The following is a 23,165-nucleotide window of genomic DNA, read 5'->3' on the forward strand; positions in this document are numbered from 1 at the left end:
GGCGCCCACGCCCGTCCCGCCGCCCGCGCCGCCGCAGCAGCCCCAGGGCCAGCCCCCGCAGCGCATCGACCAGGTCCGCGCCGAGCTGGACGAGCTGAGCGATTACCTGCGCAAGCAGGACGGCGGCCGGTGAGCGCACTGCCGACGAGCGGCGGCCGCGTCATCGCCGGGCGCTACGAACTCTCCACGCTCATCGGACAGGGCGGCATGGGCCAGGTCTGGACGGCGTACGACCAGCGCCTCGACCGCCGCGTCGCCGTGAAGCTGCTGCGCCCCGACCGGGTCGCGGGCGCCGAGGCCGACGAGCTGCGCCGCCGCTTCCTGCGCGAGTGCCGCGTCACCGCCCAGGTCGACCACCCCGGCCTGGTCACCGTGCACGACGCGGGCACCGAGGGCGACGGCCCCTCCTCCCTGCTGTACCTCGTCATGCAGTACATCGACGGGTCCGACCTGGCCGACCACCTCGCCGAGCACGACCCCTACCCGTGGCAGTGGGCCGTCTCCGTCGCCGCGCAGCTGTGCGCCGTGCTCTCCGCCGTGCACGCGGTGCCGATCGTGCACCGCGACCTCAAGCCGCGCAACGTCATGGTGAAGAAGGACGGCACGGTCACCGTCCTCGACCTCGGCGTCGCCTCGGTCATGGACACCGACACCACCCGCCTGACGCACACCGGCTCACCCATCGGCACGCCCGCCTACATGGCGCCCGAGCAGGCCATGGGCGGCGCCGTCGGCCCGTACACCGACCTGTACGCGCTCGGCGTGCTGCTGCACGAACTCCTCAGCGGCGACGTCCCGTTCGCGGGTACCACCGCCCTCGGCATCCTCCACCGCCACCTGTACGAGGCCCCGCTCCCGGTCCGCCGGCTGCGCCCCGAAGTACCGGAGCCCCTGGAGAACCTCGTCCTGCGCCTGCTCGCCAAGGACCCGCAGCACCGGCCCGCCTCCGCGCAGCGCACGTACGAGGAACTGCTCCCGCTGCTGCCCGGCCGGGGCGTGCCCACCGGCCGTCCGCTCGACCCCACCCGCCCCTTCCTGCGCCCCCACGCCCCCTGGCCGGACCGCGCCGTGACGCCCGCGCCGCAGCCCGCCGGCGCCGCGATCCAGGGGGTCCAGGACGAGCGCCCGGACGTCGCGGTCGCCGTCGACGAGGTCAAGCGCCTGCTCGGCGAGGGCCGCATCACACAGGCCGTCGACATCCTCGGCGCGATCCTGCCCGCCGCGGCGGCCCAGCACGGCGAGCACTCGCCGGTCGTGCGCACCCTGCGCAAGCAGTACGCCGCGACGCTCATGGACGACGGCCAGTACCGCCGCGCCCTGCCCGAACTGCGCCGCCTCGCCGACGAACGCGCCGCCGAGGCCGGACACGCCGACCCGGCCTCGCTCCAGTTCCGCTACGAGGCCGCCCAGTGCCTGGAAGCCCTCGGCGAACCGGCCGCGGCGCTCGCCGAGTACCGTGCCCTGCTGCCGTACTACGAGAACCAGTACGCGACGACGGACCTGCGCCTCGCCCTCGAAGTGCGCCGCCGCATCGGCCAGTTGCTGCTCGCCGTCGGCGACCGGGGCGCCGCCCACGAGACCCTGGTCCGCCTGCTGCACGACTCCGAGCGGCTGCACGGCCCCGGCCACCCGTTCCCGGCGGAGGTCCGCCGCACGCTGCAGTGGCTGGGCCAGGTCCGAGGCTGACGCCCTCCTGCCGACCGGTTATCTTTCGTTGCCGAAGATCGACGAAGAGCGATCGCGGACCGGCGGGCCGAAGTTTTCCGGCGGACCGGCCGGTCAGCAGACCAGCAGAGCAACAGGGGTGGGGATCTCATGTCCAAGTCCGGCGGCGGCAGCCACAGACAGTCCAAGCGCAAGCGCTACGTCGCCTGGGGCGCCGCGGGGGCGGTGGTCGCGGCGGGGGCCGCGTTCGCCGCGACCAACGCCTCGGCGGCCACGACGTGGCCCGCGCAGAAGACGTACACCGGCCGTGCCTTCGACGCCTGCACCGCGCCGTCCGCCGCCGCGATGAAGGCCTGGCGCACCGGCTTCTACGGCGCTGCGGCCGTCTACATAGGCGGCAAGAACCGCGGCTGCGGCCAGCCCAACCTGACCAAGTCCTGGGTCAAGACGGTCAACTCCCAGGGCTGGAAGCTCATTCCGCTCTACGTAGGCGCCCAGCCGCCGTGCCAGACCGGCACCCGCAACGAGAAGATGACCACGGCGAACGCCGCGCAACTCGGCGCCGCGGACGGCAAGGACGCCGTGGCCAAGGCGTCCGCGCTCGGCATGAAGGCGGGCAGCGCGCTCTACCTCGACATGGAGCCGTACGACATCAAGAACGCGTCCTGCAACAAGGCCGTGCTCACCTACGTACGCGCCTTCACCAAGACCCTGCGCACCAAGACCTACCGCGCGGGCTACTACGGCTTCAGCAGCTCCAGCGCCGCGGCCATCGCCACCGAGAAGAACCGCACCGACCTGCCGGGCAACCTCTGGTACGCCAAGTGGGACAAGACGAACACGACGACCTCCGACTGGCCCTGGTCCACGTCGCTCTACACGAACCACAGCCGCGGCCACCAGTACATGGTCAACAGCAAGGAGAAGCGCGGCGCTTACACGATCACCGTGGACCGCAGCGCGTGGGACGCGCCGGTCGCCATCGTCGGCTGAGCCGGGTCCGGCCTGCGGCGAGTGCCTCAACTCGCCGCGAATCGTTGTCGAATAGGTGGCCGAGCAGTCGGCCACCTCCTACCATCGATCAACGCCAGACTTTGTGCGCCCGCCGTCGCCCGACCACCGCCCGTCACGGACGCGCTTCGCGCGGCGGAATGCCCACGAACTGTTCGCAGGGAGGCTTACCTTGCACCGCCGCAACAGCCGCCGTACCGCCATCGCGCTCACCTCCGCCGCCGTAGCCGTCCCCCTCCTCACCGCCTGCGGAAGCGAAGCGCACCCCGGCGCCGCGGCCGTCGTCGGCGGCCAGCGCATCACGGTCTCCCAGCTGGAGACCCGGGTGAACGAGGTGCGGGACGCGCAGCAGGCCGCCACCGGCGACCGCGCACAGTACGAGCAGGCCGTCGCCAAGACGGGCGGCCTCACCCGCAACACGCTGCAGACGATGGTCCTCGACCGGGTGCTGCACCGGGCCGCCACCGACGCGGGCGTCACCGTCACCCGCAAGGAGATGCAGGACATGCGGTCCGGCCTGGAGCAACAGGCGGGCGGATCGCAGCGGTTGGAGACCGCCTGGCTGTCGCAGTACAGCGTCGCCCCGAAGCGGCTGACCGAGAGCCTGCGCACCGAGATCGAGGCGCAGAAGCTGGCCACCGCGCTCGGCGCCGACATGCAGACGCAGGAGGGCCAGACCGCGTTCTGGAAGGCGCTCGGCACGGCGTCCAAGGAACTGAACGTCGACCTGAACCCGCGCTACGGCTCCTGGTCGGTGACGCCGCGCAGCCGGCTCGTCGAGGCGAAGACGCCCTGGCTCAAGCAGGTCACCGAGCAGCCCGCGTCCGAACAGCAGCAGACCGCGTAACGGGGACTGTCGGCGGCCTGCGTTACGTTCGACCGGTGAACGACTCAGAGGTGCACGACACCACCACCGGCGACGCCGGCCGCATCGTCCTGCTCACCACCAGCCACCGGGTCGCCCCCGGGCTGCTGTCCTGGCAGGCGTGGTCCGTCCTGCGCGGCGCCGACGAGGTGCTGTGCGCCGAAGCCGCGCACCCGCAGCTGCCGTATCTGAAGGAGGCGGGCGTCGAGGTCACGCCGGGGACCCCGACGGCCCGGGAGCTGGTCGACCGGTGCGCCGACGGCGGGCGCACCGTCGTCGTCCTCGCCACGGCCGAGGGCGACCGCCTCCTCACCGACGGCCTCGCGTCCCTCGCCGGCTCCGGCCGGGAACAGATGCCCTCCCTCGAACTCCTCCCCGGCTCCTACGACCTGCCGGGCGCCCGCCTCCTCGACCTCGTCCAGGTCATGGACCGCATCCGCCGCGAGTGCCCCTGGTCGAAGCAGCGCACCCACGAGGACCTCGCGAAGTACGCGATCGAGGAGGCGTACGAACTGGTCGAGGCGATCGAGACGGGGAACCGGGAGGAGCTGCGCGAGGAGCTCGGCGACGTACTCCTCCAGGTCGTCTTCCACGCGCGCATCGCGCAGGAGGCGGGGACGGCGGGATCGGCGGAGCCGGACGAGGACGCCGTCCCCTTCTCCATCGACGACGTCGCGGGCGGCATCGTCACCAAGCTCATCCACCGCCACCCGCACGTCTTCGGCGACGACACGGCCACGACCCCGGACGAGGTCAAGGAGCACTGGCTGCGCACCAAGGCCGAGGAGAAACAGCGGACCTCGGTGACGGACGGCGTCCCGGTCGGCCAGCCCGGTCTCGCCCTCGCCGCGAAGCTCGGCTCCCGCGTGCGCACGGCGGGCCTGGACGTGCCGGTCCCGACGGGCGACGGCGTGGGCTACGAACTCCTCGCCCTGGCCCTGGACGCGGAGTCCGCCGGGGTCGACCCGGAGGCGGCGCTCAGGGCGGCGGCGCGGGCGTACCGGGACGCGGTGCGGGCCGCCGAAGGCCTCGCGGGGTCCGACCCGGCCGCGCCGGATACGGTCGGGGAGTGACCGAGAGCCCCGCCCCCGACGCCTTTGCCGCGATGCCCGAGCTCTTCACCTGGGAGTTCGCGAGCGACCCGTACCCCGCCTACGCCTGGCTGCGCGAGCACGCCCCCGTGCACCGCACCACCCTGCCCAGCGGCGTCGAGGCCTGGCTTGTCACCCGGTACGCCGACGCCCGCCAGGCCCTCGCCGACCCGCGGCTCAGCAAGAATCCGGACCACCACGCCGAGCCCACCCACGCCAAGGGCAAGACCGGCATCCCCGGCGAGCGCAAGGCCGAGCTGATGACGCATCTGCTCAACATCGACCCGCCGGACCACACCCGCCTGCGCCGCCTCGTCTCCAAGGCGTTCACCCCGCGTACAGTGGCCGAATTCGCGCCCCGCGTACAGGAGTTGACGGACGACCTCATCGACCGGTTCGCGGCGAAGGGCGAGGCCGACCTCATCCACGACTTCGCCTTCCCGCTCCCCATCTACGCGATCTGCGACCTGCTCGGCGTCCCGCGCGAGGACCAGGACGACTTCCGGGACTGGGCGGGGATGATGATCCGCCACGGAGGGGGACCGCGCGGCGGTGTCGCGCGGTCCGTGAAGAAGATGCGCGGCTATCTCGCCGAGCTGATCCACCGCAAGCGCTCCGACCCGGGCGACGACCTGATCTCGGGGCTCATCCGCGCCTCCGACCACGGCGAGCACCTCACCGAGAACGAAGCCGCGGCCATGGCCTTCATCCTGCTTTTCGCCGGTTTCGAAACCACGGTCAACCTGATCGGCAACGGCACGTACGCCCTGCTCCACCACCCCGAACAGCGCGAGCGTCTGCAGCACTCGCTCGCGGCGGGGGAGCGGGGCCTCCTGGAGACCGGCGTCGAGGAGCTGCTGCGCTTCGACGGCCCGGTGGAGCTGGCCACCTGGCGGTTCGCGACGGAGCCGCTGAGCATCGGCGGCCAGGGCATCGCCGCGGGCGACCCGGTGCTCGTCGTGCTCGCCGCCGCGGACCGTGATCCGGCGCGCTTCGAGGAGCCCGACACCCTCGACCTCTCGCGCCGCGACAACCAGCACCTCGGGTACGGCCACGGCATCCACTACTGCCTCGGCGCCCCCCTCGCGCGTCTGGAGGGACAGACGGCGCTCGCCACGCTGCTGACGCGTCTGCCGGATCTGCGGCTTGCCCAGGATCCGGCCGATCTGCGCTGGCGCGGCGGACTCATCATGCGTGGACTGCGCACGCTGCCGGTCGAGTTCACACCCCGTCAGACCGGTTGACGGGCCCTGCACGCACGCCCGGTGCGGACCTTGCGGGAGCGCCCTGTAACTGACAGACCGTCAAGTCTGTGACTTTCACGTGATCTGCGCTGCATCGACTTGTGACAAGCGTTCGAGTCCCGCTACGTTCACCAGTCATCGCGACAGACGCACAACCGGCACCACCTGCACCACCGCATCACATGTCGCGCGCAGCAGCATCAGTCTCGCGAAAGGCAACCGCATGCTCTCCGGGAACGGTCGTCACCGTCGCCCCCGTCAGGCTCCCGCACTCATCGTCGCCGCGGGCGTCACGGGCAGCGCCATCGCGATCCCGTTGTTCGCCGCGACCGGGGCGAGCGCCGCCTCCACCGCCACGTGGGACAAGCTCGCCGAGTGCGAGTCCGGCGGCCAGTGGAGCCTGGACGCGGGCAACGGGTACTACGGCGGGCTGCAGTTCTCGCAGGAGATGTGGGAGCAGTACGGCGGTCTCGACTACGCGCCGCGCGCCGACGAGGCCAGCAGATCGCAGCAGATCGCCGTCGCCGAGAAGGTGCTCGACGACCGGGGGATCGCCGCGTGGCCGAGTTGCTCGGTCGTGGCGGGTCTCACCAAGGGCGACGACTCGGCCGATGTCGACCCGGGCGCGAGCGCCTCCCCGCAGCCGTCCGGATCGGGCGGGTCGGCGGACGACGCGGCCGGGACCTCGGGAGAGAAGAATCACGACGAGTCCGGCGCATCGGACAGCGCGTCGGGCAGCCCGTCGGACGATCCGTCGGGTTCCGCTTCGGGTTCCGCTTCGGACGACCCGTCAGCTGACGCCTCGGGAGATACCTCCGGTAACAAGGGAGGTGACAGGGCGGGCGGCGAGGCGAGTGACGACGCGAGCGGCGGGTCGGCGGACCCCAAGAGCGATAACTCGGACAAGTCCGGACAGTCAGCCGCTGATTCCCCTGCCGACCCGCAGTCCTCGGACTCCGCCACCCCGGCCCCCTCCGCCTCGGGCGACGCCTCGGGTGACGCCACCGGCGGCGGCCGGCACCGCGGCGGTCAGGCCGCCGACGAGACCCCCGACTCCCGTACGGGGGAGGGGCGTCACGCCTCGCGCGACGACGAGCGCGCCGGCGAGGCCTACACGGTCCGCTCCGGCGACAACCTCTGGGACATCGCCGACGCCCAGGACGTGCACGGCGGGTGGGCCGCGCTCTACGACCTGAACAAGAAGGCCGTCGGCTCCGACCCGGACCTCATCCTTCCTGGTCAGAGTCTGGATCTTGGTGCCGAAACGGGTGAAAAGTAGCGGGAGTTCAGGGCGAGTTGGGGCACGTATGTCCGGTTTTGTTCGAGTGAGACATGAGTCTCAAAGACCCTGATCGTCTTTGAAATCGGGCGGATCGACTGCTTACGGTCTGACCGCTCGCCACAGCGGGCCCCGACGGACGTCACGCCGAATCCTGCCAACGTCCGTACGGGAACAGTCGACGCGTCAGCGCCGTAGGCAGGAGCGGGGGACCCAGGTAAGTGCCGCTCAGGGAGACCTGAACGGCTAGGGGTTAAGCCGCGCACCAGATGCGCGGCCGGGCACTCACTGGCCCGAACCCGACAGCTCACCTCGTAGGCGTCGGTGAGGGGATCTCTCCATGCTGCTTTCCAGCAAGGGCAAGCACCGCCGTCCGTCCAAGGCCGTCCGTGTCGCCACGCTCGCCGGTGTCGCCGGTGCCGCCGTCGCCGTCCCGCTGATGGGCGCCACCTCGGCCTCCGCCGCCTCCACCTCCGAGTGGGACCAGGTCGCGCAGTGCGAGTCCGGTGGCAACTGGTCCATCAACACGGGCAACGGTTACACCGGTGGCCTCCAGTTCTCTTCCTCGACCTGGGCCGCGTACGGCGGCACCGCCTACGCGTCCTCCGCCGACCAGGCCTCCAAGGCCCAGCAGATCTCGGTCGCCGAGAAGGTCCTCGCCGCGCAGGGCAAGGGCGCCTGGCCGAGCTGTGGCGTGGGCCTGTCCGGCGCCTCCACGGGCAACTCCGCCCCGGCCCCCGAGGCCCCGCAGCAGTCGCAGCCGCAGCAGAAGACCGAGCAGCGCGCCGACTCCTCCACGACGACCCGCTCCGAGCAGCGCCAGCAGCCGCAGCAGGAGTCGAAGAAGGACACCGTCACCACCCCGACCGGCAAGAAGGTCGAGAAGGGTGACGGCGAGTACAAGGTGAAGACCGGCGACACCCTGGGCGAGATCGCCTCGGCGCACGGCACCAGCTGGCAGAAGGTCTTCAAGCTCAACAAGGACATCGTCAGCGACGCCGACCTGATCTACCCCGGTCAGCAGCTGCACCTGAAGTAGGTCCCGGGCACGACCCGAGGACCGCCCCGGACCCGGCATCGGCGGACGCCGCGTCCGAGGCACCGCCCCCGTCCCCACGGGCCGCTCACTTCGGCGACCCCCGTTCCGGTTCTCCGGGACGGGGGTCGCTGTCTTTGTTCCGTTAAGGAACATTTCGCTCTCGGCGTTGTCCACGAGGCGGGCGTCCGGATGGCCGATGCCCGGGAGCCGGTTAGGCTCAGGGTTGCGGGACTGCGTAATCAAGGCACCCCGCCTCCGTTGCGTCACATCCCAGAAGGAGATGCTCGTGCCGTCCATCGACGTCGTCGTAGCCCGGGAAATCCTGGACTCCCGAGGCAACCCCACGGTCGAGGTCGAGGTCGGCCTCGACGACGGCAGCACGGGTCGTGCTGCTGTTCCGTCCGGTGCCTCCACCGGTGCCTTCGAGGCCATCGAACTCCGTGACGGTGACCCCAACCGTTACCAGGGCAAGGGCGTCGAGAAGGCCGTCCTCGCCGTCATCGAGCAGATCGGCCCGGAGCTCGTCGGCTACGACGCCACCGAGCAGCGCCTGATCGACCAGGCGATGTTCGACCTGGACGCCACCGACAACAAGGGCTCGCTCGGCGCCAACGCCATCCTGGGCGTCTCCCTCGCCGTGGCCCACGCCGCGTCCGAGGCCAGCGACCTGCCGCTCTTCCGCTACCTCGGCGGTCCGAACGCGCACCTGCTGCCCGTCCCGATGATGAACATCCTGAACGGCGGGTCGCACGCCGACTCGAACGTCGACATCCAGGAGTTCATGATCGCCCCGATCGGCGCGGAGTCCTTCTCCGAGGCCCTGCGCTGGGGCACCGAGGTCTACCACACCCTCAAGAAGGTGCTGAAGGCCAAGGGCCTGTCGACCGGCCTCGGCGACGAGGGCGGCTTCGCCCCGAACCTGGAGTCGAACCGCGCCGCGCTCGACCTCATCCTCGAAGCGATCAAGGAGGCCGGCTACATCCCCGGCCAGCAGGTCGCGCTCGCGCTGGACGTCGCCGCCTCCGAGTTCTACAAGGACGGCAAGTACCAGTTCGAGGGCAAGGAGCGCTCGGCGGCCGAGATGACGGAGTACTACGAGGAGCTCGTCTCCGCGTACCCGCTCGTCTCCATCGAGGACCCGCTGTACGAGGACGACTGGGCCGGCTGGAACGTCATCACCGAGAAGCTGGGCGACAAGGTCCAGCTCGTCGGCGACGACCTCTTCGTCACCAACCCGGAGCGCCTGGCCCGCGGCATCGAGGAGAACTCGGCCAACGCCCTGCTCGTCAAGGTGAACCAGATCGGCTCGCTGACCGAGACGCTGGACGCCGTCGAGCTGGCCCAGCGCAACGGCTTCAAGTGCATGATGTCGCACCGCTCCGGCGAGACCGAGGACGTCACCATCGCCGACCTCGCCGTCGCCACGAACTGCGGCCAGATCAAGACCGGCGCCCCGGCCCGCTCCGAGCGCGTCGCCAAGTACAACCAGCTCCTGCGCATCGAGGAGATCCTGGACGACGCGGCGGTCTACGCCGGCCGTTCGGCGTTCCCCCGCTTCAAGGGCTGACGCTCGCTCCGCAAGTAGTTACGTACGTCCCCGCACTCGGTCCCGTACCGTGTGCGGGGACGTACGTACGTAGCGGGGAGGCGGAGAGGCGATGCCGGGAAAGCTCCGGGACAGGGGTCGCGACGACCCGGCCCGATTCTCCACGGCCACCCGCCTGCGCCTGCTCGGCGAGCAGACCGCGGAGCGCGTCTACCGCTCGCAGAACAAGCGGCAGGCCCGCCGCTCCCGCCTCACGGGCCGCGCGGCCCTGCTCGTCCTCGTGCTGTGCACGCTGATCGTCGCGCTCGCCTACCCGATGCGGCAGTACGTGTCCCAGCGCGGCGAGATCGCGGACCTGCAGCGCCAGCAGCAGGAGGCCAAGGAGCGCGTCGACCGGCTCCGTGACGACAAGGCGCGCTGGCAGGACGACGCCTACGCCGAGCAGCGGATCCGCGAGCGGCTGCACATGGTGATGCCGGGCGAGACCGGGTACGTGGTGCCCGATCCGCACGCCACCGCGTCCAGCCGCGTCGAGCAGGGCGCCGCCGACCGCCCCTGGTACGCGAACGTCTGGGACGGCGTCGACAAGGCCGACCAGGCGGACGACTGAGCCCCGCAGCCCCGCAGCCCCGTAGACCGACAGACCCGTGACCGACAGGTCCACAGACCGATCCGGAAGACAGCCATGCAAACCCCTCCGCCGCAGACCGAGTCCACCGCGCCCACGGACGCCGACATCCACGCGTTCCAGGAGCAGCTCGGCCGGCCGCCGCGCGGTCTGCGCGCCATCGCGCACCGCTGCCCCTGCGGCAACCCGGACGTCGTCGAGACGGCCCCGCGCCTGGAGGACGGCACGCCGTTCCCGACCACGTACTACCTGACGTGCCCGCGCGCGGCCTCGGCCATCGGCACGCTGGAGGCGAACGGCGTCATGAAGGAGATGACGGAGCGCCTCAAGACGGACGAGGAGCTGGCGAAGCAGTACCGCGCCGCCCACGAGGACTACCTCGCGCGCCGTGACGCCATCGAGGTCCTGGAGGGCTTCCCCAGCGCCGGCGGCATGCCGGACCGCGTGAAGTGCCTGCACGTCCTCGTGGGGCACTCGCTCGCCGCGGGCCCGGGCGTCAACCCGCTGGGCGACGAGGCCCTCGCGATGCTGCCGGAGTGGTGGAAGAAGGGCGCGTGCGTCGCGTCCGCCGCGGAGGTGGCCGAATGACCCGGGTCGCCGCCATCGACTGCGGCACGAACTCCATCCGCCTCCTCGTCGCGGACGCGGACCCCGGGACCGGTGAGCTCGTCGACCTGGACCGCCGGATGACGATCGTCCGGCTCGGGCAGGGCGTGGACAGGACCGGCAGGCTCGCCCCCGAGGCGCTGGAGCGCACGTTCGCGGCCTGCCGCGAGTACGCCGCGGTGATCAAGGAGCACGGGGCCGAGAAGCTCCGCTTCGTGGCGACCTCGGCCTCCCGCGACGCGGAGAACCGGGACGAGTTCGTCCAGGGCGTGCTCGACATCCTGGGCGTCGAGCCCGAGGTGATCACGGGCGACGAGGAGGCCCAGCTCTCGTTCGCCGGTGCGACGAAGGAACTGACCGGCCGGGCGGACCTGGACAAGCCCTACCTCGTCGTCGACATCGGCGGCGGCTCGACCGAGTTCGTCGTCGGCGACGACACCGTCCGCTCGGCCCTGTCCGTCGACGTCGGCTGCGTCCGCATGACGGAGCGCCACCTGGTGGCCGAGGACGGCACGGTCACCGACCCGCCGACCCCCGCCCAGGTCGAGGCGGTCCGCGCCGACATCGCCGAGGCCCTCGACAAGGTCACGCAGGTCGTCCCGATCCTCGACGCCCGCACCCTGGTCGGCCTGGCCGGCTCGGTGACGACGGTGGCGGCGCTCGCGCTCGGCCTGGACGCGTACGACTCGGCGGCGATCCACCACGCGCGCATCTCCTACGAGAAGGTCGCCGAGCTCACGGACTGGCTGCTGACGTCCACCCACGACCAGCGCGCCCTGCAGCCCGTCATCCACCCCGGCCGCGTCGACGTGATCGCCTCCGGCGCCCTCGTGCTGCGTCTGATCATGGAGTGGATCGGAGCCCGCGAAGTGGTCGTCAGCGAGCACGACATCCTCGACGGGATCGCCTGGTCGCTCGCCTGAGATCCCCCTCGGCTGAGCGGCCCGCGCACCGTCTGAGCACCGGAAAGGGGCCTCACGACACGCCCCGGCGACACCCCGTCGGGAAAGTTCGTGAAGTTCTTCACAAGGAAATCGGTCCCATTGGGCGCCGTTACAGGGCCTTGGACCCGTCCAGGTGTGCCGCAGGGCACTTGCGGGCGGGACGGGCGGGGTTCCTGGCGTGTTACGCGCAGATGAAATCCGGGAGTGGTCCAGTGCGGCCGAATGCCCACTGTGGCTGCTCAAGAGGGGTGAGTAACGACTGGCGCCGCATCGTGGTTCCCTTTCACGCCCATGACATGGGTCACGTGGGCGGCGAAGTGTAGCAGAGGCCCCACCCAACCTTGTGAAGGGGCGCACGAGCGACCCCCTCCACTCGGGTGGATACTCGATGGCATGAGCACCACGGAGCGTCCCAGGATCCTCATTGTCGGGGGTGGGTACGTAGGCCTGTACGCGGCGCGACGCATCCTGAAGAAGATGCGTTACGCGGAAGCGACCGTCACGGTCGTCGACCCGCGCTCGTACATGACGTACCAGCCCTTCCTCCCCGAGACCGCCGCCGGCAGCATCTCGCCGCGCAACGTCGTCGTCCCGCTGCGACGCGCTGTGCCGGGAGCCGAGATTCTCACCGGCCGCGTCACCACCATCGACCAGGACCGCAAGGTCGCCACGGTCGCCCCGCTCGTCGGCGAGGCGTACGAGGTGCCCTTCGACTACCTGGTGATCGCGCTCGGCGCGGTCTCCCGCACCTTCCCGACGCCGGGCCTCGCCGAGGTCGGCATCGGCATGAAGGGCGTCGAGGAGGCCATCGGCCTGCGCAACCACGTGCTCGAGCAGCTCGACAAGGCCGAGTCCACGACGGACGAGGAGATCCGCCGCAAGGCGCTCACCTTCGTCTTCGTCGGTGGCGGCTTCGCGGGCGCCGAGACGATCGGTGAGGTCGAGGACCTGGCGCGCGACGCGGCCAAGTTCTACAAGAACGTGAAGCGCGAGGACATGCGCTTCATCCTGGTCGACGCCGCCGACAAGGTGCTGCCCGAGGTGGGCCCGGAGCTCGGCGTCTACGGCCGCAAGCACCTGGAGTCCCGCGGGATCGAGGTCTACCTCAGCACCACGATGCCGTCCTGCGTCGACGGTCACGTCGTGCTCAGCAACGGCCTGGAGGCCGACTCCAACACCATCGTGTGGACCGCCGGCGTCAAGCCGAACCCGGCGCTCTCCCGCTTCGGTCTCCCGCTCGGCCCGCGCGGCCACGTGGACACCAGCGAGAAGCTCCAGGTCCAGGGCACCGACTACATCTGGGCCGCGGGCGACAACGCCCAGGTCCCGGACCTCGTCGGCCGCGCCGCGGGCAACCCGAACGCCTGGTGCCCGCCGAACGCGCAGCACGCCATGCGCCAGGCCAAGGTCCTCGGCGACAACGTGGTCTCCGGCATGCGGGGCTTCCCGCAGCAGGACTACAAGCACGCCAACAAGGGTGCGGTCGCCGGTCTCGGCCTGCACAAGGGCGTCGCGATGATCGTCATGGGCAAGATGAAGATCAAGCTCAAGGGCCGTCTCGCCTGGTACATGCACCGTGGCTACCACGGCATGGCGATGCCGACGTACAACCGCAAGATCCGCGTGATCGCCGAGTGGACGATCAACATGTTCCAGAAGCGCGACATCACAGCGCTCGGCGCCCTGGAGACTCCGCGCGAGGAGTTCTACGAGGCCGCCAAGCCGGCGCCGAAGCCGGCGGTCGTCGAGGCGCCGAAGGTCGAGGAGAAGGCCAAGGCCTCCTGACCTCCGCGTCGCCGTAGTACAGCCCGAAGGGGCCGCTCGCCATCCGTGGTGCGAGCGGCCCCTTCGGTGTTTTCGCGGTGAAATGCGTGGTGCCTACAGGTATTTTGCCTATCCGTAACGCAGTAACGGGACTGCGCGCGGGCCCCGTTGGTGTTTACCTGCTGTTGGACCGTTCCGGGATTTCTCCCTGTCACGGAGGTGTGCGCCATGCAGGACGCCGCACAGCGGCTGAAGACCATCGCCGAGCAGCTGCTCGGCGCCGAACTCCCGGTGCGCCTTCGCGCCTGGGACGGGTCGGAGGCCGGACCCCCGGACGCCCCCGTGCTCGTCGTACGCAGCCGCCGTGCCCTGCGCCGCCTGCTGTGGAAGCCCGGCGAGCTGGGCCTGGCCCGCGCCTGGGTGGCCGGCGACCTGGACGTCGACGGCGACCTGTACGAGGCGCTGGACGTGATGGCCGGGCTGATCTGGGAGCACGACGACGAGGCCCCGCGCAGAAGCCTCGTGCAGGCCCTGAAGGACCCGGAGGTGCGCACGGGCGTCGCCGAGCTGCTGAAGCTCGCAGGACCGTTCCTGCCGCCGTCCCCGCCCGCCGAGGAGATGCGCCGCACGGGCCGCCTCCACCTGCACACCAAGGGCAGCGACAAGCGGGCCATCAGCCACCATTACGACGTCGGCAACGACTTCTACGAGCTGGTCCTCGGCCCGTCGATGGTCTACTCGTGCGCGTACTGGCAGGACCCCGGGTCCCCGGACGCCACCCTGGAGAACGCCCAGCGCGACAAGCTGGAGCTCATCTCCCGCAAGCTCGGCCTCAGGCCCGGCATGCGGCTGCTCGACGTCGGCTGCGGCTGGGGCTCCATGGCCGTCCACGCCGCCCGCGAGCACGGCGTCACCGTCGTCGGCGTCACGCTCTCCCAGGAGCAGGCCGCGTACGCCAGGAAGCGCGTCGCCGAGGAGGGTCTCACCGACCGCGTCGAGATCCGCGTACAGGACTACCGCGACGTGCGCGACGGCCCCTACGACGCGATCTCCTCCATCGGCATGGCCGAACACGTCGGCTCCGAGCGGTACTTGGAGTACGCGAGCGATCTGTACGCCCTCCTCAGGCCCGGCGGGCGGCTGCTCAACCACCAGATCGCGCGCCGCCCCCAGCAGGACGAATCGGCGTACGAGGTGGACGAGTTCATCGACGCGTACGTCTTCCCCGACGGTGAGCTGGCGCCCGTCGGCACCACCGCCGCGCTGCTGGAGCGGGCCGGGTTCGAGGTGCGCGACGTCGAGGCGATCCGCGAGCACTACGCGCTCACGCTGCGCCAGTGGGTCCGCAACCTGGAGGCCGGCTGGAAGGACGCCCTGAAGCTGGTCAGCCCCGGCCGGGCCCGCATCTGGCGCCTCTACATGGCGGCCTCCGCGCTGAGCTTCGAGCGCAACCGCATCGGGGTCAACCAGATCCTGGCCGTGAAGACGGCGCCGAGCGGCGCCTCGGACATGGCACTGCGCGCACGCACCTGGAACTAGCCCTCGCCCGTACGCAGTTGGGGGGTGTCCCGGTTCCTCACCGGGACACCCCCCACTGCGCTGTGGCGCCGCGCCTACTCGGACTTGATGGCCGCGAGCATGTTCAGCCGCGCGGCGCGGCGGGCCGGCCACAGGGCCGCGAGGATGCCGACCGCTCCGGCGAGCACGAGGAAGACGCCCATCCGGCCCCAGGGCAGGATCAGTTCGTACGTCGACATGGAGTTGCCGATGAGCCGGCCGGCGGCCCAGCCGAAGAACACGCCCAGGCCGATGCCGAGCACGCCGCCGAACAGGGAGATCACCAGGGACTCCAGGCGGACCATGCGCTTGATGCCCTTGCGGTCGATGCCGATCGCGCGGAGCATCCCGAGCTCCTGCTGACGCTCGAAGACCGACATCGCCAGGGTGTTGATGACGCCGAGCACGGCGACGATGACCGCCATGGCGAGCAGGCCGTAGAGCATGTTCAGCATCAGCGTGAAGACCTGTGCGATCTGGTTGGAGATGTCCTGCTTGTCCTGGACCTGGATCGCCGGGTTGTCGCCGAGGGCCTTGGTCAGCTTGTCCTTGGTGGCGTCGGAGGTGCCGCCGGACGTCTTCAGCATGACCTGCATGTCGGAGGCAGTGCCGTCGATGTGCGGGTTCAGGGTGGTGGAGCCGAGCAGCACGCCCGTCACCATCTCGTTGCCCTGGTAGACGCCCGCGACGGTCAGCCGCTGCTTCTTGCCGTCCTCGTAGGTGGTGGTGAAGGTGGATCCGGCCTTCCAGCCGTGGTCATCCGCCGTCTTGTCGTCGACCACGACGCTCGTGCCGCCGACGGTGAACTTCCCGCTGTCCATGGGCAGTTCGACGAGCTTGTCGACCGTCTTGCCGTTCACGCCCGTCAGGTACTCGGTCGTGCCGTCGATGCGGGACGGCGAGTTGGTCAGGCCGCTGGTCGCGGTGACGCCGTCCGTCGCGTCGAGGGTCTTCACGACGTCGGGCGACAGCGCGTTCCCGTTCGCCATGGAGACGACGTAGTCGGCCTTGAGGGAGTCGGCCGCCATCTTGTTGATGGCGCCCTGGACGCTGCCCGCGATGACCGTGAGGCCGGTGATCAGGGTCAGGCCGATCATCAGGGCCGAGGCGGTGGCGGCGGTGCGGCGGGGGTTGCGCACCGAGTTCAGACGGGCCAGCTTCCCGGAGATGCCGAAGGCGCGCAGCAGCGGGGCCGCGGCGGCGATCAGCGGGCGGGACAGCAGGGGCGTGAGGATGAAGACGCCGATGACGAGCAGCGCGGCGCCCAGGCCCATCGGCAGCTGGCCGGCGGAGCCCTCCATGGCCGTCGCGGCGAGCACGGCGGCGATGCCGACGCCGGAGACCAGCGAGCCGAGCGTGTTGCGCACGATCAGGGACTTGGTGGTCGCGGCGGCGTGCACCGCGTTCATCGCGGCCACCGGCGGGATCTTCGCGGCGCGCCGGCCCGGCAGCCAGGCGGCCAGCATCGTGATGAGGACGCCGACGACGAGCGCGGAGACGACCGTGCCGGGGGAGACGACCAGTGGGCCCTCCGGGATGATCGCGCCGGTCCCGTTCATCAGGGCGCGCATGCCCGCGCCGATGCCGATGCCCACGGCCAGTCCGGTGACGGCGGCGACGGCGCCGACGACGAACGCCTCCAGGAGCACCGAGCGGGTGACCTGGCGGCGCGAGGCACCGACGGCCCGCAGCAGCGCGAGCTCCTTGGTGCGCTGGGCGACCAGCATCGTGAACGTGTTGGCGATGATGAAGATGCCGACGAAGAGTGCGATGCCCGCGAAGACCAGCAGCATCGTCTTCATCGAACTCATCGACGACGAGATCGACTCGGCCTGGTCGTCGGCGAGCTGCCGGCCCGTCTCGGTGTGCACGGCGTCGTCGCCGAGCGCCTTGTCGAGGGCGGCCTTGAGCTGGTCCTGGCCGGTGCCCGCGGCGGCCTTCACGTCGATCTCGTCGTACGCGCCCGGCTTGTGGAAGAGCTGCTGCGCGGTCGCCGTGTCGAACAGGGCGAGGGAGCCGCCGGCCGCGACGTTGCCGTCGTCGGTGGTGAAGATGCCGGTGACGGTCGGCGTCAGGACCGGGCCGTCGATCGACATCCGCACCTGGTCGCCGACCTTGTACCCGGCGCGCTGCGCGGTCTGCGAGTCGAGGGCGACCTGGTGCGCGCCGTGCGGGGCCGCGCCCGTCTTGAAGGGGTAGCGCGGGTCGTTGCTGCCCGAGTAGTTGCCGCCCTTGGTGGAGAAGCCGTTGCCGACGAGCTTGCCGTCCTGTCCGGCGACGGCCGCGTACCCGCTGACCACGCCGTACGCGGAGGCGGCGCCGGGCGCGCTGCGTGCCTTCTCCAGCGTCGCGTCGGTCAGCTTCACCTCCTTGCCGACCTTGTCGCCCTCGGCCTTGGTGCTGCCGGGGGTGAGGGCGACGTCGACGTGGTCGAAGCCCTTGGACGAGGACTTCTCCAGGGCCGAGGAGATGGTGTTGGTGAAGACGAGGGTGCCGGAGACGAAGGCGACGCCGAGCATGACGGCCAGCACGGTCATCAGGAGGCGGGCCTTGTGCGCGAAGACGTTGCGCAGGGCTGTTCGGAACATGGGTTTGCCAGTCCAGGGTTCGGCGGGGCGTGAGAGCGGGAGGGCGGTCCGGGTCAGCTGGTGCGGCCCTTGGCGTCGAACCGCTTCATGCGGTCGAGCACCGAGTCCGCCGTCGGCTCGTACACCTCGTCCACGATGCGGCCGTCGGCCAGGAAGACCACGCGGTCCGCGTAGGCCGCCGCGACCGGGTCGTGCGTGACCATGACGACGGTCTGGCCGAGCTCGCGCACGGAGTTGCGCAGGAAGCCGAGGACCTCGGCGCCGGAGCGCGAGTCCAGGTTGCCGGTGGGCTCGTCGCCGAAGATGATCTCGGGCTGGGAGGCCAGGGCGCGGGCCACCGCCACGCGCTGCTGCTGGCCGCCGGAGAGCTGCGCCGGCCGGTGGGAGAGGCGGTCGGACAGACCCACCATCTGGATCACGTTCTGCAGCCACTGCTTGTCGGGCTTGCGGCCCGCGATGTCCATGGGGAGCGTGATGTTCTCCAGGGCGGTCAGCGTCGGCAGCAGGTTGAACGCCTGGAAGATGAAGCCGATCTTGTCCCGGCGGAGCTTGGTGAGCTGCTTGTCCTTCAGCGAGCCCAGCTCGGTCTCGCCGATGCGCACCGAGCCCGAGGAGAAGGTGTCCAGGCCCGCCACGCAGTGCATCAGCGTCGACTTGCCGGAGCCGGACGGGCCCATGATCGCGGTGAACTCGGCCTGCCGGAACTCGACGGAGACCCGGTCGAGCGCGACCACCCGGGTCTCGCCCTGTCCGTAGACCTTGGAGAGATCAGTGGCGCGGGCGGCCGCTGTCATGGTCCGGCCGGCGAGGGGGGTGGTGGTCACGGGAGGGTGCTCCTGTCGGGACGACTGCGGGGGGACGGAACCATCCTCTCCGCCGATCGGGCCCCTGGAGTCAGCCGCAGTTCCCGTTCCGGGGGGCGACTTCGGTCGGACCGGTGGGAGCCCGCGTCATACCTGGGGATGACACCGGACCCCGAGGCGGCGGCGTCCGGCGGGACGCGGGGCATGCGGTGAAATTCCGTCAATCCCCCGGAACGCCCACCCGCGCCCGGAAGGGCCCCCGGCAAGTGCGTATGGCCACTGTCGTGTGCTGATGCACCCTCAGACGTCAATAAAATAAGACAACATCGGGTCGAGGTTCCGCTGTTCGAGGGATGCCGCCGGATAGGCTCGGAAGGTCGACGCGGAGCCCCACAGCCTGCCCGGATGGTGGAATGCAGACACGGCGAGCTTAAACCTCGCTGCCCTTCGCGGGCGTACCGGTTCAAGTCCGGTTCCGGGCACCTCCGACTTCTTCCCCCCTTCACTTCTTGTTCGTTCGCGGCCCCTCATTCCTGAGTGACTTGCCGCTGGCAGGAGCGGGGCTGACTGTCTGTCAGGCCGGGCGTCGGGTGACGGCGTCCGCGCCTCTGCCGCCGGACCTGCTCCCGCGACCCCTCTCCGGGAACCCATTGACACCCGTGGGGCATCGGGCGAGGATCCGCAGGAGCCGACAGCACTGAACGAAAGTTCACCAGGCGAACGCGGGGAGGATCCGTATGCGCACCACCGTCGGGATCATCGGGGCGGGCCCGGCCGGACTGCTGCTGGCCAGGCTGCTGCACAACGCCGGGATCGCATCGGTCGTCCTGGAGAGCCGCGACCGCGACTACGTGGAGCGGCGCCAGCGGGCCGGAATCCTGGAGCAGGGCACCGTCGACGTGCTGCGCGCCGCGGGCGTCGGCGCGCGCATGGACCGCGAGGGCCTGCCGCACGACGGCATCGAGCTGCGCTTCGACCGGCGCCGCCACCGGGTCGACTTCCCGGCCCTGACCGGCGGCAAGCAGGTGATGGTCTACGCGCAGACCGAGGTCTGCAAGGACCTCATCGCGGCCCAACTGGCCGACGGCGGGCCGCTGTTGTTCGAGGCGGAGGCGCTGGCCGTGGAGGGTGCCGACATCGATGCCCCGCGCGTGCGCTTCCGCCGCGGCGGCGCCGAGGACGTCCTCGACTGCGACTACGTCGTGGGCTGCGACGGCTTCTGGGGCGTGGCCCGGGCGGCGATACCCGAGTCCCTCGCGCGGACGTACGAGCGCACGTACCCCTTCGGCTGGCTCGGCATCCTCGCCGACGTCGCCCCCTCCCACGACGAGCTGGTCTACGCCCGCAGCGACCGCGGCTTCTGCCTGCTGTCCATGCGCTCCCCGTCGGTCACCCGCGCCTACCTCCAGGTCCCGGCGGACACCGACGCCGACGACTGGAGCGCCGAGGAGATCTGGGACGAGCTGGACCGCCGTCTGGAGGTCGACGACCCGGGCTGGCGCCTCGCCCGCGGACCCCTCACGGCCAAGTCCGTCACTCCGATGCGCTCCTACGTCCACGAGCCGATGCGGCACGGCCGGCTCTTCCTCGCGGGGGACGCGGCGCACATCGTCCCGCCGACCGGCGCCAAGGGCCTCAACCTCGCCGTCGGGGACGTGGTCACCTTCGCGCGCGCCCTCGCCGCCCGCCTCGACAAGGGCGACGAGGGGCCGCTCGACGCGTACTCCGACACCTGCCTGCGGCGCGTGTGGCAGGCCGAGCGGTTCAGTTACGCGATGACGACGATGCTGCACCGCGCACCCTACGCGAGCGCCTTCGACGACCGGGTCCAGCTGGCCGCGCTCGACCGTCTGACCTCGTCGAAGGCGGCGGAGGCCGATCTCGCGGAGGCGTACACCGGTTTCCCTCTGTGACCTTCCGGTGATCCCCCGGTGAGCGGAACACCAGGAGGTTCTCCTGCGTTCCTCGTAACAGGATGGGAAAGATCCTCCCTGAGCACTAGGGCCGGATCTTTGCCAGCCCATTACTCTTGTGACAAGGCCATATCCGGTGGCCATGGAGGAGTGAAATGAGGAGCAGCAACCCGGTCTTCTCGCGACGGGGGTTCAGCCGCGACAACGGCTACGCGCAGTTCAACGCGCAGCAGCCGCAGGCCGGGGGCCCCGCCGTAGGGACACAGGCCAATCCGTACGGCCAGGCCCCCGCCGGCAACCCGTACGCGCAGAACCCCTACGCCCAGCAGGACCTGCAGTACGGCGCTCCGCAGGCGCCCGCCACCACCGGCCGCATGACGATGGACGACGTCGTCATGCGCACCGCCACCACGCTCGGCACGCTGATCGTCACGGCGGCGCTCGCCTGGGCGCTGCTGCCGGTCGACGACGCCCACATCACCAGGTCGTACGGCATCGCCATCGGCGCCGGCCTCGTCGCGATGGTCCTGGGCTTCGTCCAGGCCTTCAAGCGCAAGGCGTCCCCGCCGCTGATCCTGGCGTACGCGGCGCTGGAGGGTGTCTTCCTCGGCGTCGTCTCCAGCGTCGTCGACAACCGCTTCGCGGAAGGCGCGGCCATGCAGGCCGTGATCGGCACGATGGCCACGTTCGCCGCGGTCCTGATCGCGTACAAGGCGGGCTGGATCCGCGTCAACCGTCGCTTCTACGGCTTCGTGATGGCCGCGGCGATGGGCTTCCTCCTGCTGACGGCCGTGAACCTGCTGTTCATGGTCTTCGGCGGCGGCAACGGCCTCGGCTTCCGCAGCGGCGGCCTCGGCATCCTGTTCGGCATCGTCGGCGTCCTGCTCGGCGCGTGCTTCCTGGCCCTGGACTTCAAGCAGGTCGAGGACGGCATCGCGTACGGCGCCCCGAAGGAAGAGGCGTGGCTCGCCGCCTTCGGTCTGACGATGACGCTGGTCTGGATCTACATGGAGTTCCTGCGGCTGATCGCCATCCTGCAGGGCAACGACTAGCGGTCCCGCTCGGCAGTCAGGGGCCCGCGCACCTCACGGTGCGCGGGCCCCTTGCCGTTGGTGTGCGGGGGAGTGAGGCCCTAACCGAACCGACGGGCGGCGCGCCTCAGGTCGTACTCGTGGATGATCGCTTTGGCGTGGCCGTAGGCGAGGTCGTGCTCGCCGCGCAGCCAGCTGACCTTCTCTTCGAAGCGCAGGAAGCAGGGTCCGTCTTCGACGGTGCGCAACCAGTCGGAGACTTCACGACCGGTGCAGTGGGGGATGCGAGCCAGCAGATTTCGGTGGGTCTCCTCGGAGAAGACTTGGGACATCGGCGCCTCCGGAACGCTTCGATGTGGCCGGGTCTTCACGTCACCGTGCCTGAGCATCGGGCCCTTGTAAACAGCTACAGTTCGGCGCGTGCTTGATACGACGCCTTTGACGGCAGCGGTGGACCAGTTCGCGGACCGGCTGCGGGCCGCTCCACAGAGTCGCCTGCAGCGGGGCGCCGCGGCCGAGGCGCTCGGGCTGGCCAGGGAACTCTCCGCGTGGGCCCAGCGGTTGGACGACCCCGAGGGGCCGGTGCGGGAGATGCCGGATGCCGGGATGTTCGCCGCCGCGGATCAACTCACCGTTGCGGGGCGGGATCTGGCGGTGTCTCTGCGGGAGCCGGCGGATGTGGCCCAGGCGGTCGAACGGGTCGAGGCCGCGTTGAAGCGGGCCGGTATTTAGACCGACGCTTCGTGGCTGGTGCTGGTGCTGGTGCTGGTGCCGACGCTTCGTGCCGGGTGCCGGGTGCCGGGTGCCGGGTGCCGGTGCCGGGTGCCGGGTGCCTGTGCTGGTTGCTGATGCGTCGGCGGGGCGAGGCCGTTGTCGTGGGGGCGGGGTCGCGCTCACGCGGCGGAGTCGCACGGTATTGCGGTCCGCGCCCCTCGCGGGACGCTCGATCCGCCGCGCCGGAACGTCAGGCCGAGGCTATGACCCGGTCCGCCAGGATGTAGACGTTGCCGGTCGCGCACTCGAAGGTCAGGGCGTACGCGCCCGAGACACCGGAGCCGCCGAGCAGGACCGGGGTCTCGCCGTCGCGCAGCGCCGCGGCGAGCTGTTCCGCCGTCTCGCGGTGGCCCGGGGTCATGCACAGCGTGGTGCCGTCGGCGAAGACGTAGACGTCGAGCGTGCCGAGCGGGCCCGGGCGGACGTCGGACAGCGCCGTGCGGGTCTGCGCCAGCTCCTCCAGACACGCCACCGTGCGCTCGTGGTCACCGGGGCCCCCGGCGGCACCGGCCTGGACCGGGACGAAGTCCGGGTGCGAGGGGTGCCTGCGGCGGGCCGCGGCCAGCTCGGGCGACTCTCCCGCGAACTCGTCCTCCGCCTCCAGAGCCGGCTCGACGACCGGCTCCAGGCCCACGAAGTCGGCCTGGCGCGGCAGGAAGAACTCCTCGCCGAGCGCACCGCCCCCGCCGGCCAGGAACGGCGGCAGGTCCGAGGTGTCGCGCGCCTCCTGCGCGGCCCAGAACGCCCGCGCCTCCGCCAGCTCGCGCTCCCGCTCCTCGGCGAGGGCGTCGGCGACGGCGGTGCGTATGGCGTCCGT

General features: G+C 70.8%; 20 protein-coding genes, 1 tRNA gene and 1 riboswitch. Of the genes, 17 read left to right on the top strand and 4 right to left on the bottom strand.

From position 1 onward, the window contains the following. The first annotated feature begins 138 nt into the window (after positions 1–138). The 13 genes from G3I40_RS36290 to G3I40_RS36350 all read left to right on the top strand — a co-directional run bounded on the left by G3I40_RS36290 (position 139) and on the right by G3I40_RS36350 (position 15,221). Positions 139–1,686, top strand: a complete 1,548-nt coding sequence (locus tag G3I40_RS36290) for a serine/threonine-protein kinase (RefSeq protein WP_164559095.1) — start codon at positions 139–141, stop codon at positions 1,684–1,686. Between the two features lie 129 nt (positions 1,687–1,815). After that, complete coding sequence (locus tag G3I40_RS36295) at positions 1,816–2,658, top strand: glycoside hydrolase domain-containing protein (protein ID WP_164559080.1); 843 nt, start codon at positions 1,816–1,818, stop codon at positions 2,656–2,658. A gap of 190 nt (positions 2,659–2,848) precedes the next feature. Beyond that, positions 2,849–3,523, top strand: coding sequence for a SurA N-terminal domain-containing protein (locus G3I40_RS36300; protein WP_164559081.1), 675 nt, complete (start codon positions 2,849–2,851; stop codon positions 3,521–3,523). Positions 3,524–3,558: 35 nt separating this feature from the next. After that, on the top strand, positions 3,559–4,614 hold the full coding sequence (locus G3I40_RS36305; protein WP_343245126.1) for a nucleoside triphosphate pyrophosphohydrolase: 1,056 nt from the start codon (positions 3,559–3,561) through the stop codon (positions 4,612–4,614). Between the two features lie 32 nt (positions 4,615–4,646). After that, positions 4,647–5,876, top strand: coding sequence for a cytochrome P450 (locus G3I40_RS36310; RefSeq protein WP_164559097.1), 1,230 nt, complete (start codon positions 4,647–4,649; stop codon positions 5,874–5,876). 223 nt (positions 5,877–6,099) lie between these two features. Next, positions 6,100–7,155 (top strand): transglycosylase family protein, encoded by a 1,056-nt coding sequence (locus G3I40_RS36315; RefSeq protein WP_164559082.1) that lies wholly within the window; start codon positions 6,100–6,102, stop codon positions 7,153–7,155. 135 nt (positions 7,156–7,290) lie between these two features. Next, a riboswitch (cyclic di-AMP (ydaO/yuaA leader) is annotated at positions 7,291–7,491 on the top strand. A 4-nt stretch (positions 7,492–7,495) separates the two neighbouring features. Next, a complete protein-coding gene (locus G3I40_RS36320) occupies positions 7,496–8,194 on the top strand; it encodes a transglycosylase family protein (RefSeq protein WP_164559083.1) in 699 nt (232 codons plus the stop codon). Positions 8,195–8,474: 280 nt separating this feature from the next. After that, positions 8,475–9,761 (top strand): phosphopyruvate hydratase, encoded by a 1,287-nt coding sequence (gene eno / locus G3I40_RS36325; protein ID WP_164559084.1) that lies wholly within the window; start codon positions 8,475–8,477, stop codon positions 9,759–9,761. 91 nt (positions 9,762–9,852) lie between these two features. Then, positions 9,853–10,350, top strand: a complete 498-nt coding sequence (locus G3I40_RS36330) for a septum formation initiator family protein (protein WP_164559085.1) — start codon at positions 9,853–9,855, stop codon at positions 10,348–10,350. 75 nt (positions 10,351–10,425) lie between these two features. Then, complete coding sequence (locus tag G3I40_RS36335; RefSeq protein ID WP_164559086.1) at positions 10,426–10,956, top strand: DUF501 domain-containing protein; 531 nt, start codon at positions 10,426–10,428, stop codon at positions 10,954–10,956. Beyond that, a complete protein-coding gene (locus tag G3I40_RS36340) occupies positions 10,953–11,897 on the top strand; it encodes a Ppx/GppA phosphatase family protein (RefSeq protein WP_164559087.1) in 945 nt (314 codons plus the stop codon). Before G3I40_RS36335 ends, G3I40_RS36340 begins: the two co-directional genes overlap by 4 nt. A gap of 414 nt (positions 11,898–12,311) precedes the next feature. Then, entirely contained in the window at positions 12,312–13,703 is a 1,392-nt protein-coding gene (locus G3I40_RS36345) for an NAD(P)/FAD-dependent oxidoreductase (RefSeq protein WP_164559088.1), read from the top strand. Between the two features lie 207 nt (positions 13,704–13,910). Then, positions 13,911–15,221 carry a cyclopropane-fatty-acyl-phospholipid synthase family protein gene (locus tag G3I40_RS36350; RefSeq protein WP_164559089.1) on the top strand — a complete coding sequence of 437 codons (1,311 nt, stop codon included), beginning with the start codon at positions 13,911–13,913 and terminating at the stop codon, positions 15,219–15,221. A 74-nt stretch (positions 15,222–15,295) separates the two neighbouring features. Here G3I40_RS36350 and G3I40_RS36355 read toward each other — a convergent pair whose 3' ends face one another. After that, the gene (locus G3I40_RS36355) at positions 15,296–17,827 is read right to left on the bottom strand and encodes an ABC transporter permease (RefSeq protein ID WP_164559090.1); all 2,532 of its coding nucleotides are present in this window, start codon (positions 17,825–17,827) and stop codon (positions 15,296–15,298) included. A 53-nt stretch (positions 17,828–17,880) separates the two neighbouring features. Then, on the bottom strand, positions 17,881–18,621 hold the full coding sequence (locus tag G3I40_RS36360) for an ABC transporter ATP-binding protein (RefSeq protein ID WP_164559098.1): 741 nt from the start codon (positions 18,619–18,621) through the stop codon (positions 17,881–17,883). 408 nt (positions 18,622–19,029) lie between these two features. Here G3I40_RS36360 and G3I40_RS36365 point away from each other — a divergent pair. The 3 genes from G3I40_RS36365 to G3I40_RS36375 all read left to right on the top strand — a co-directional run bounded on the left by G3I40_RS36365 (position 19,030) and on the right by G3I40_RS36375 (position 21,595). Beyond that, a tRNA-Leu gene (locus G3I40_RS36365) sits at positions 19,030–19,112 on the top strand. Between the two features lie 255 nt (positions 19,113–19,367). Further along, complete coding sequence (locus tag G3I40_RS36370) at positions 19,368–20,543, top strand: 4-hydroxybenzoate 3-monooxygenase (protein WP_164559091.1); 1,176 nt, start codon at positions 19,368–19,370, stop codon at positions 20,541–20,543. A gap of 155 nt (positions 20,544–20,698) precedes the next feature. After that, positions 20,699–21,595, top strand: coding sequence for a Bax inhibitor-1/YccA family protein (locus G3I40_RS36375; RefSeq protein ID WP_164559092.1), 897 nt, complete (start codon positions 20,699–20,701; stop codon positions 21,593–21,595). Positions 21,596–21,675: 80 nt separating this feature from the next. Here G3I40_RS36375 and G3I40_RS36380 read toward each other — a convergent pair whose 3' ends face one another. Beyond that, entirely contained in the window at positions 21,676–21,906 is a 231-nt protein-coding gene (locus tag G3I40_RS36380; RefSeq protein WP_164559093.1) for a DUF4287 domain-containing protein, read from the bottom strand. 88 nt (positions 21,907–21,994) lie between these two features. Here G3I40_RS36380 and G3I40_RS36385 point away from each other — a divergent pair, with 88 nt between their 5' ends. After that, the gene (locus tag G3I40_RS36385; RefSeq protein WP_343245127.1) at positions 21,995–22,306 is read left to right on the top strand and encodes a hypothetical protein; all 312 of its coding nucleotides are present in this window, start codon (positions 21,995–21,997) and stop codon (positions 22,304–22,306) included. Between the two features lie 232 nt (positions 22,307–22,538). Here G3I40_RS36385 and G3I40_RS36390 read toward each other — a convergent pair. Beyond that, the coding region (locus G3I40_RS36390) for a hypothetical protein (protein WP_164559094.1) at positions 22,539–23,165 on the bottom strand (627 nt) is incomplete at its 5' end.

This window comes from Streptomyces sp. SID14478, assembly GCF_010548525.1.
Classification (GTDB): Bacteria; Actinomycetota; Actinomycetes; order Streptomycetales; family Streptomycetaceae; genus Streptomyces.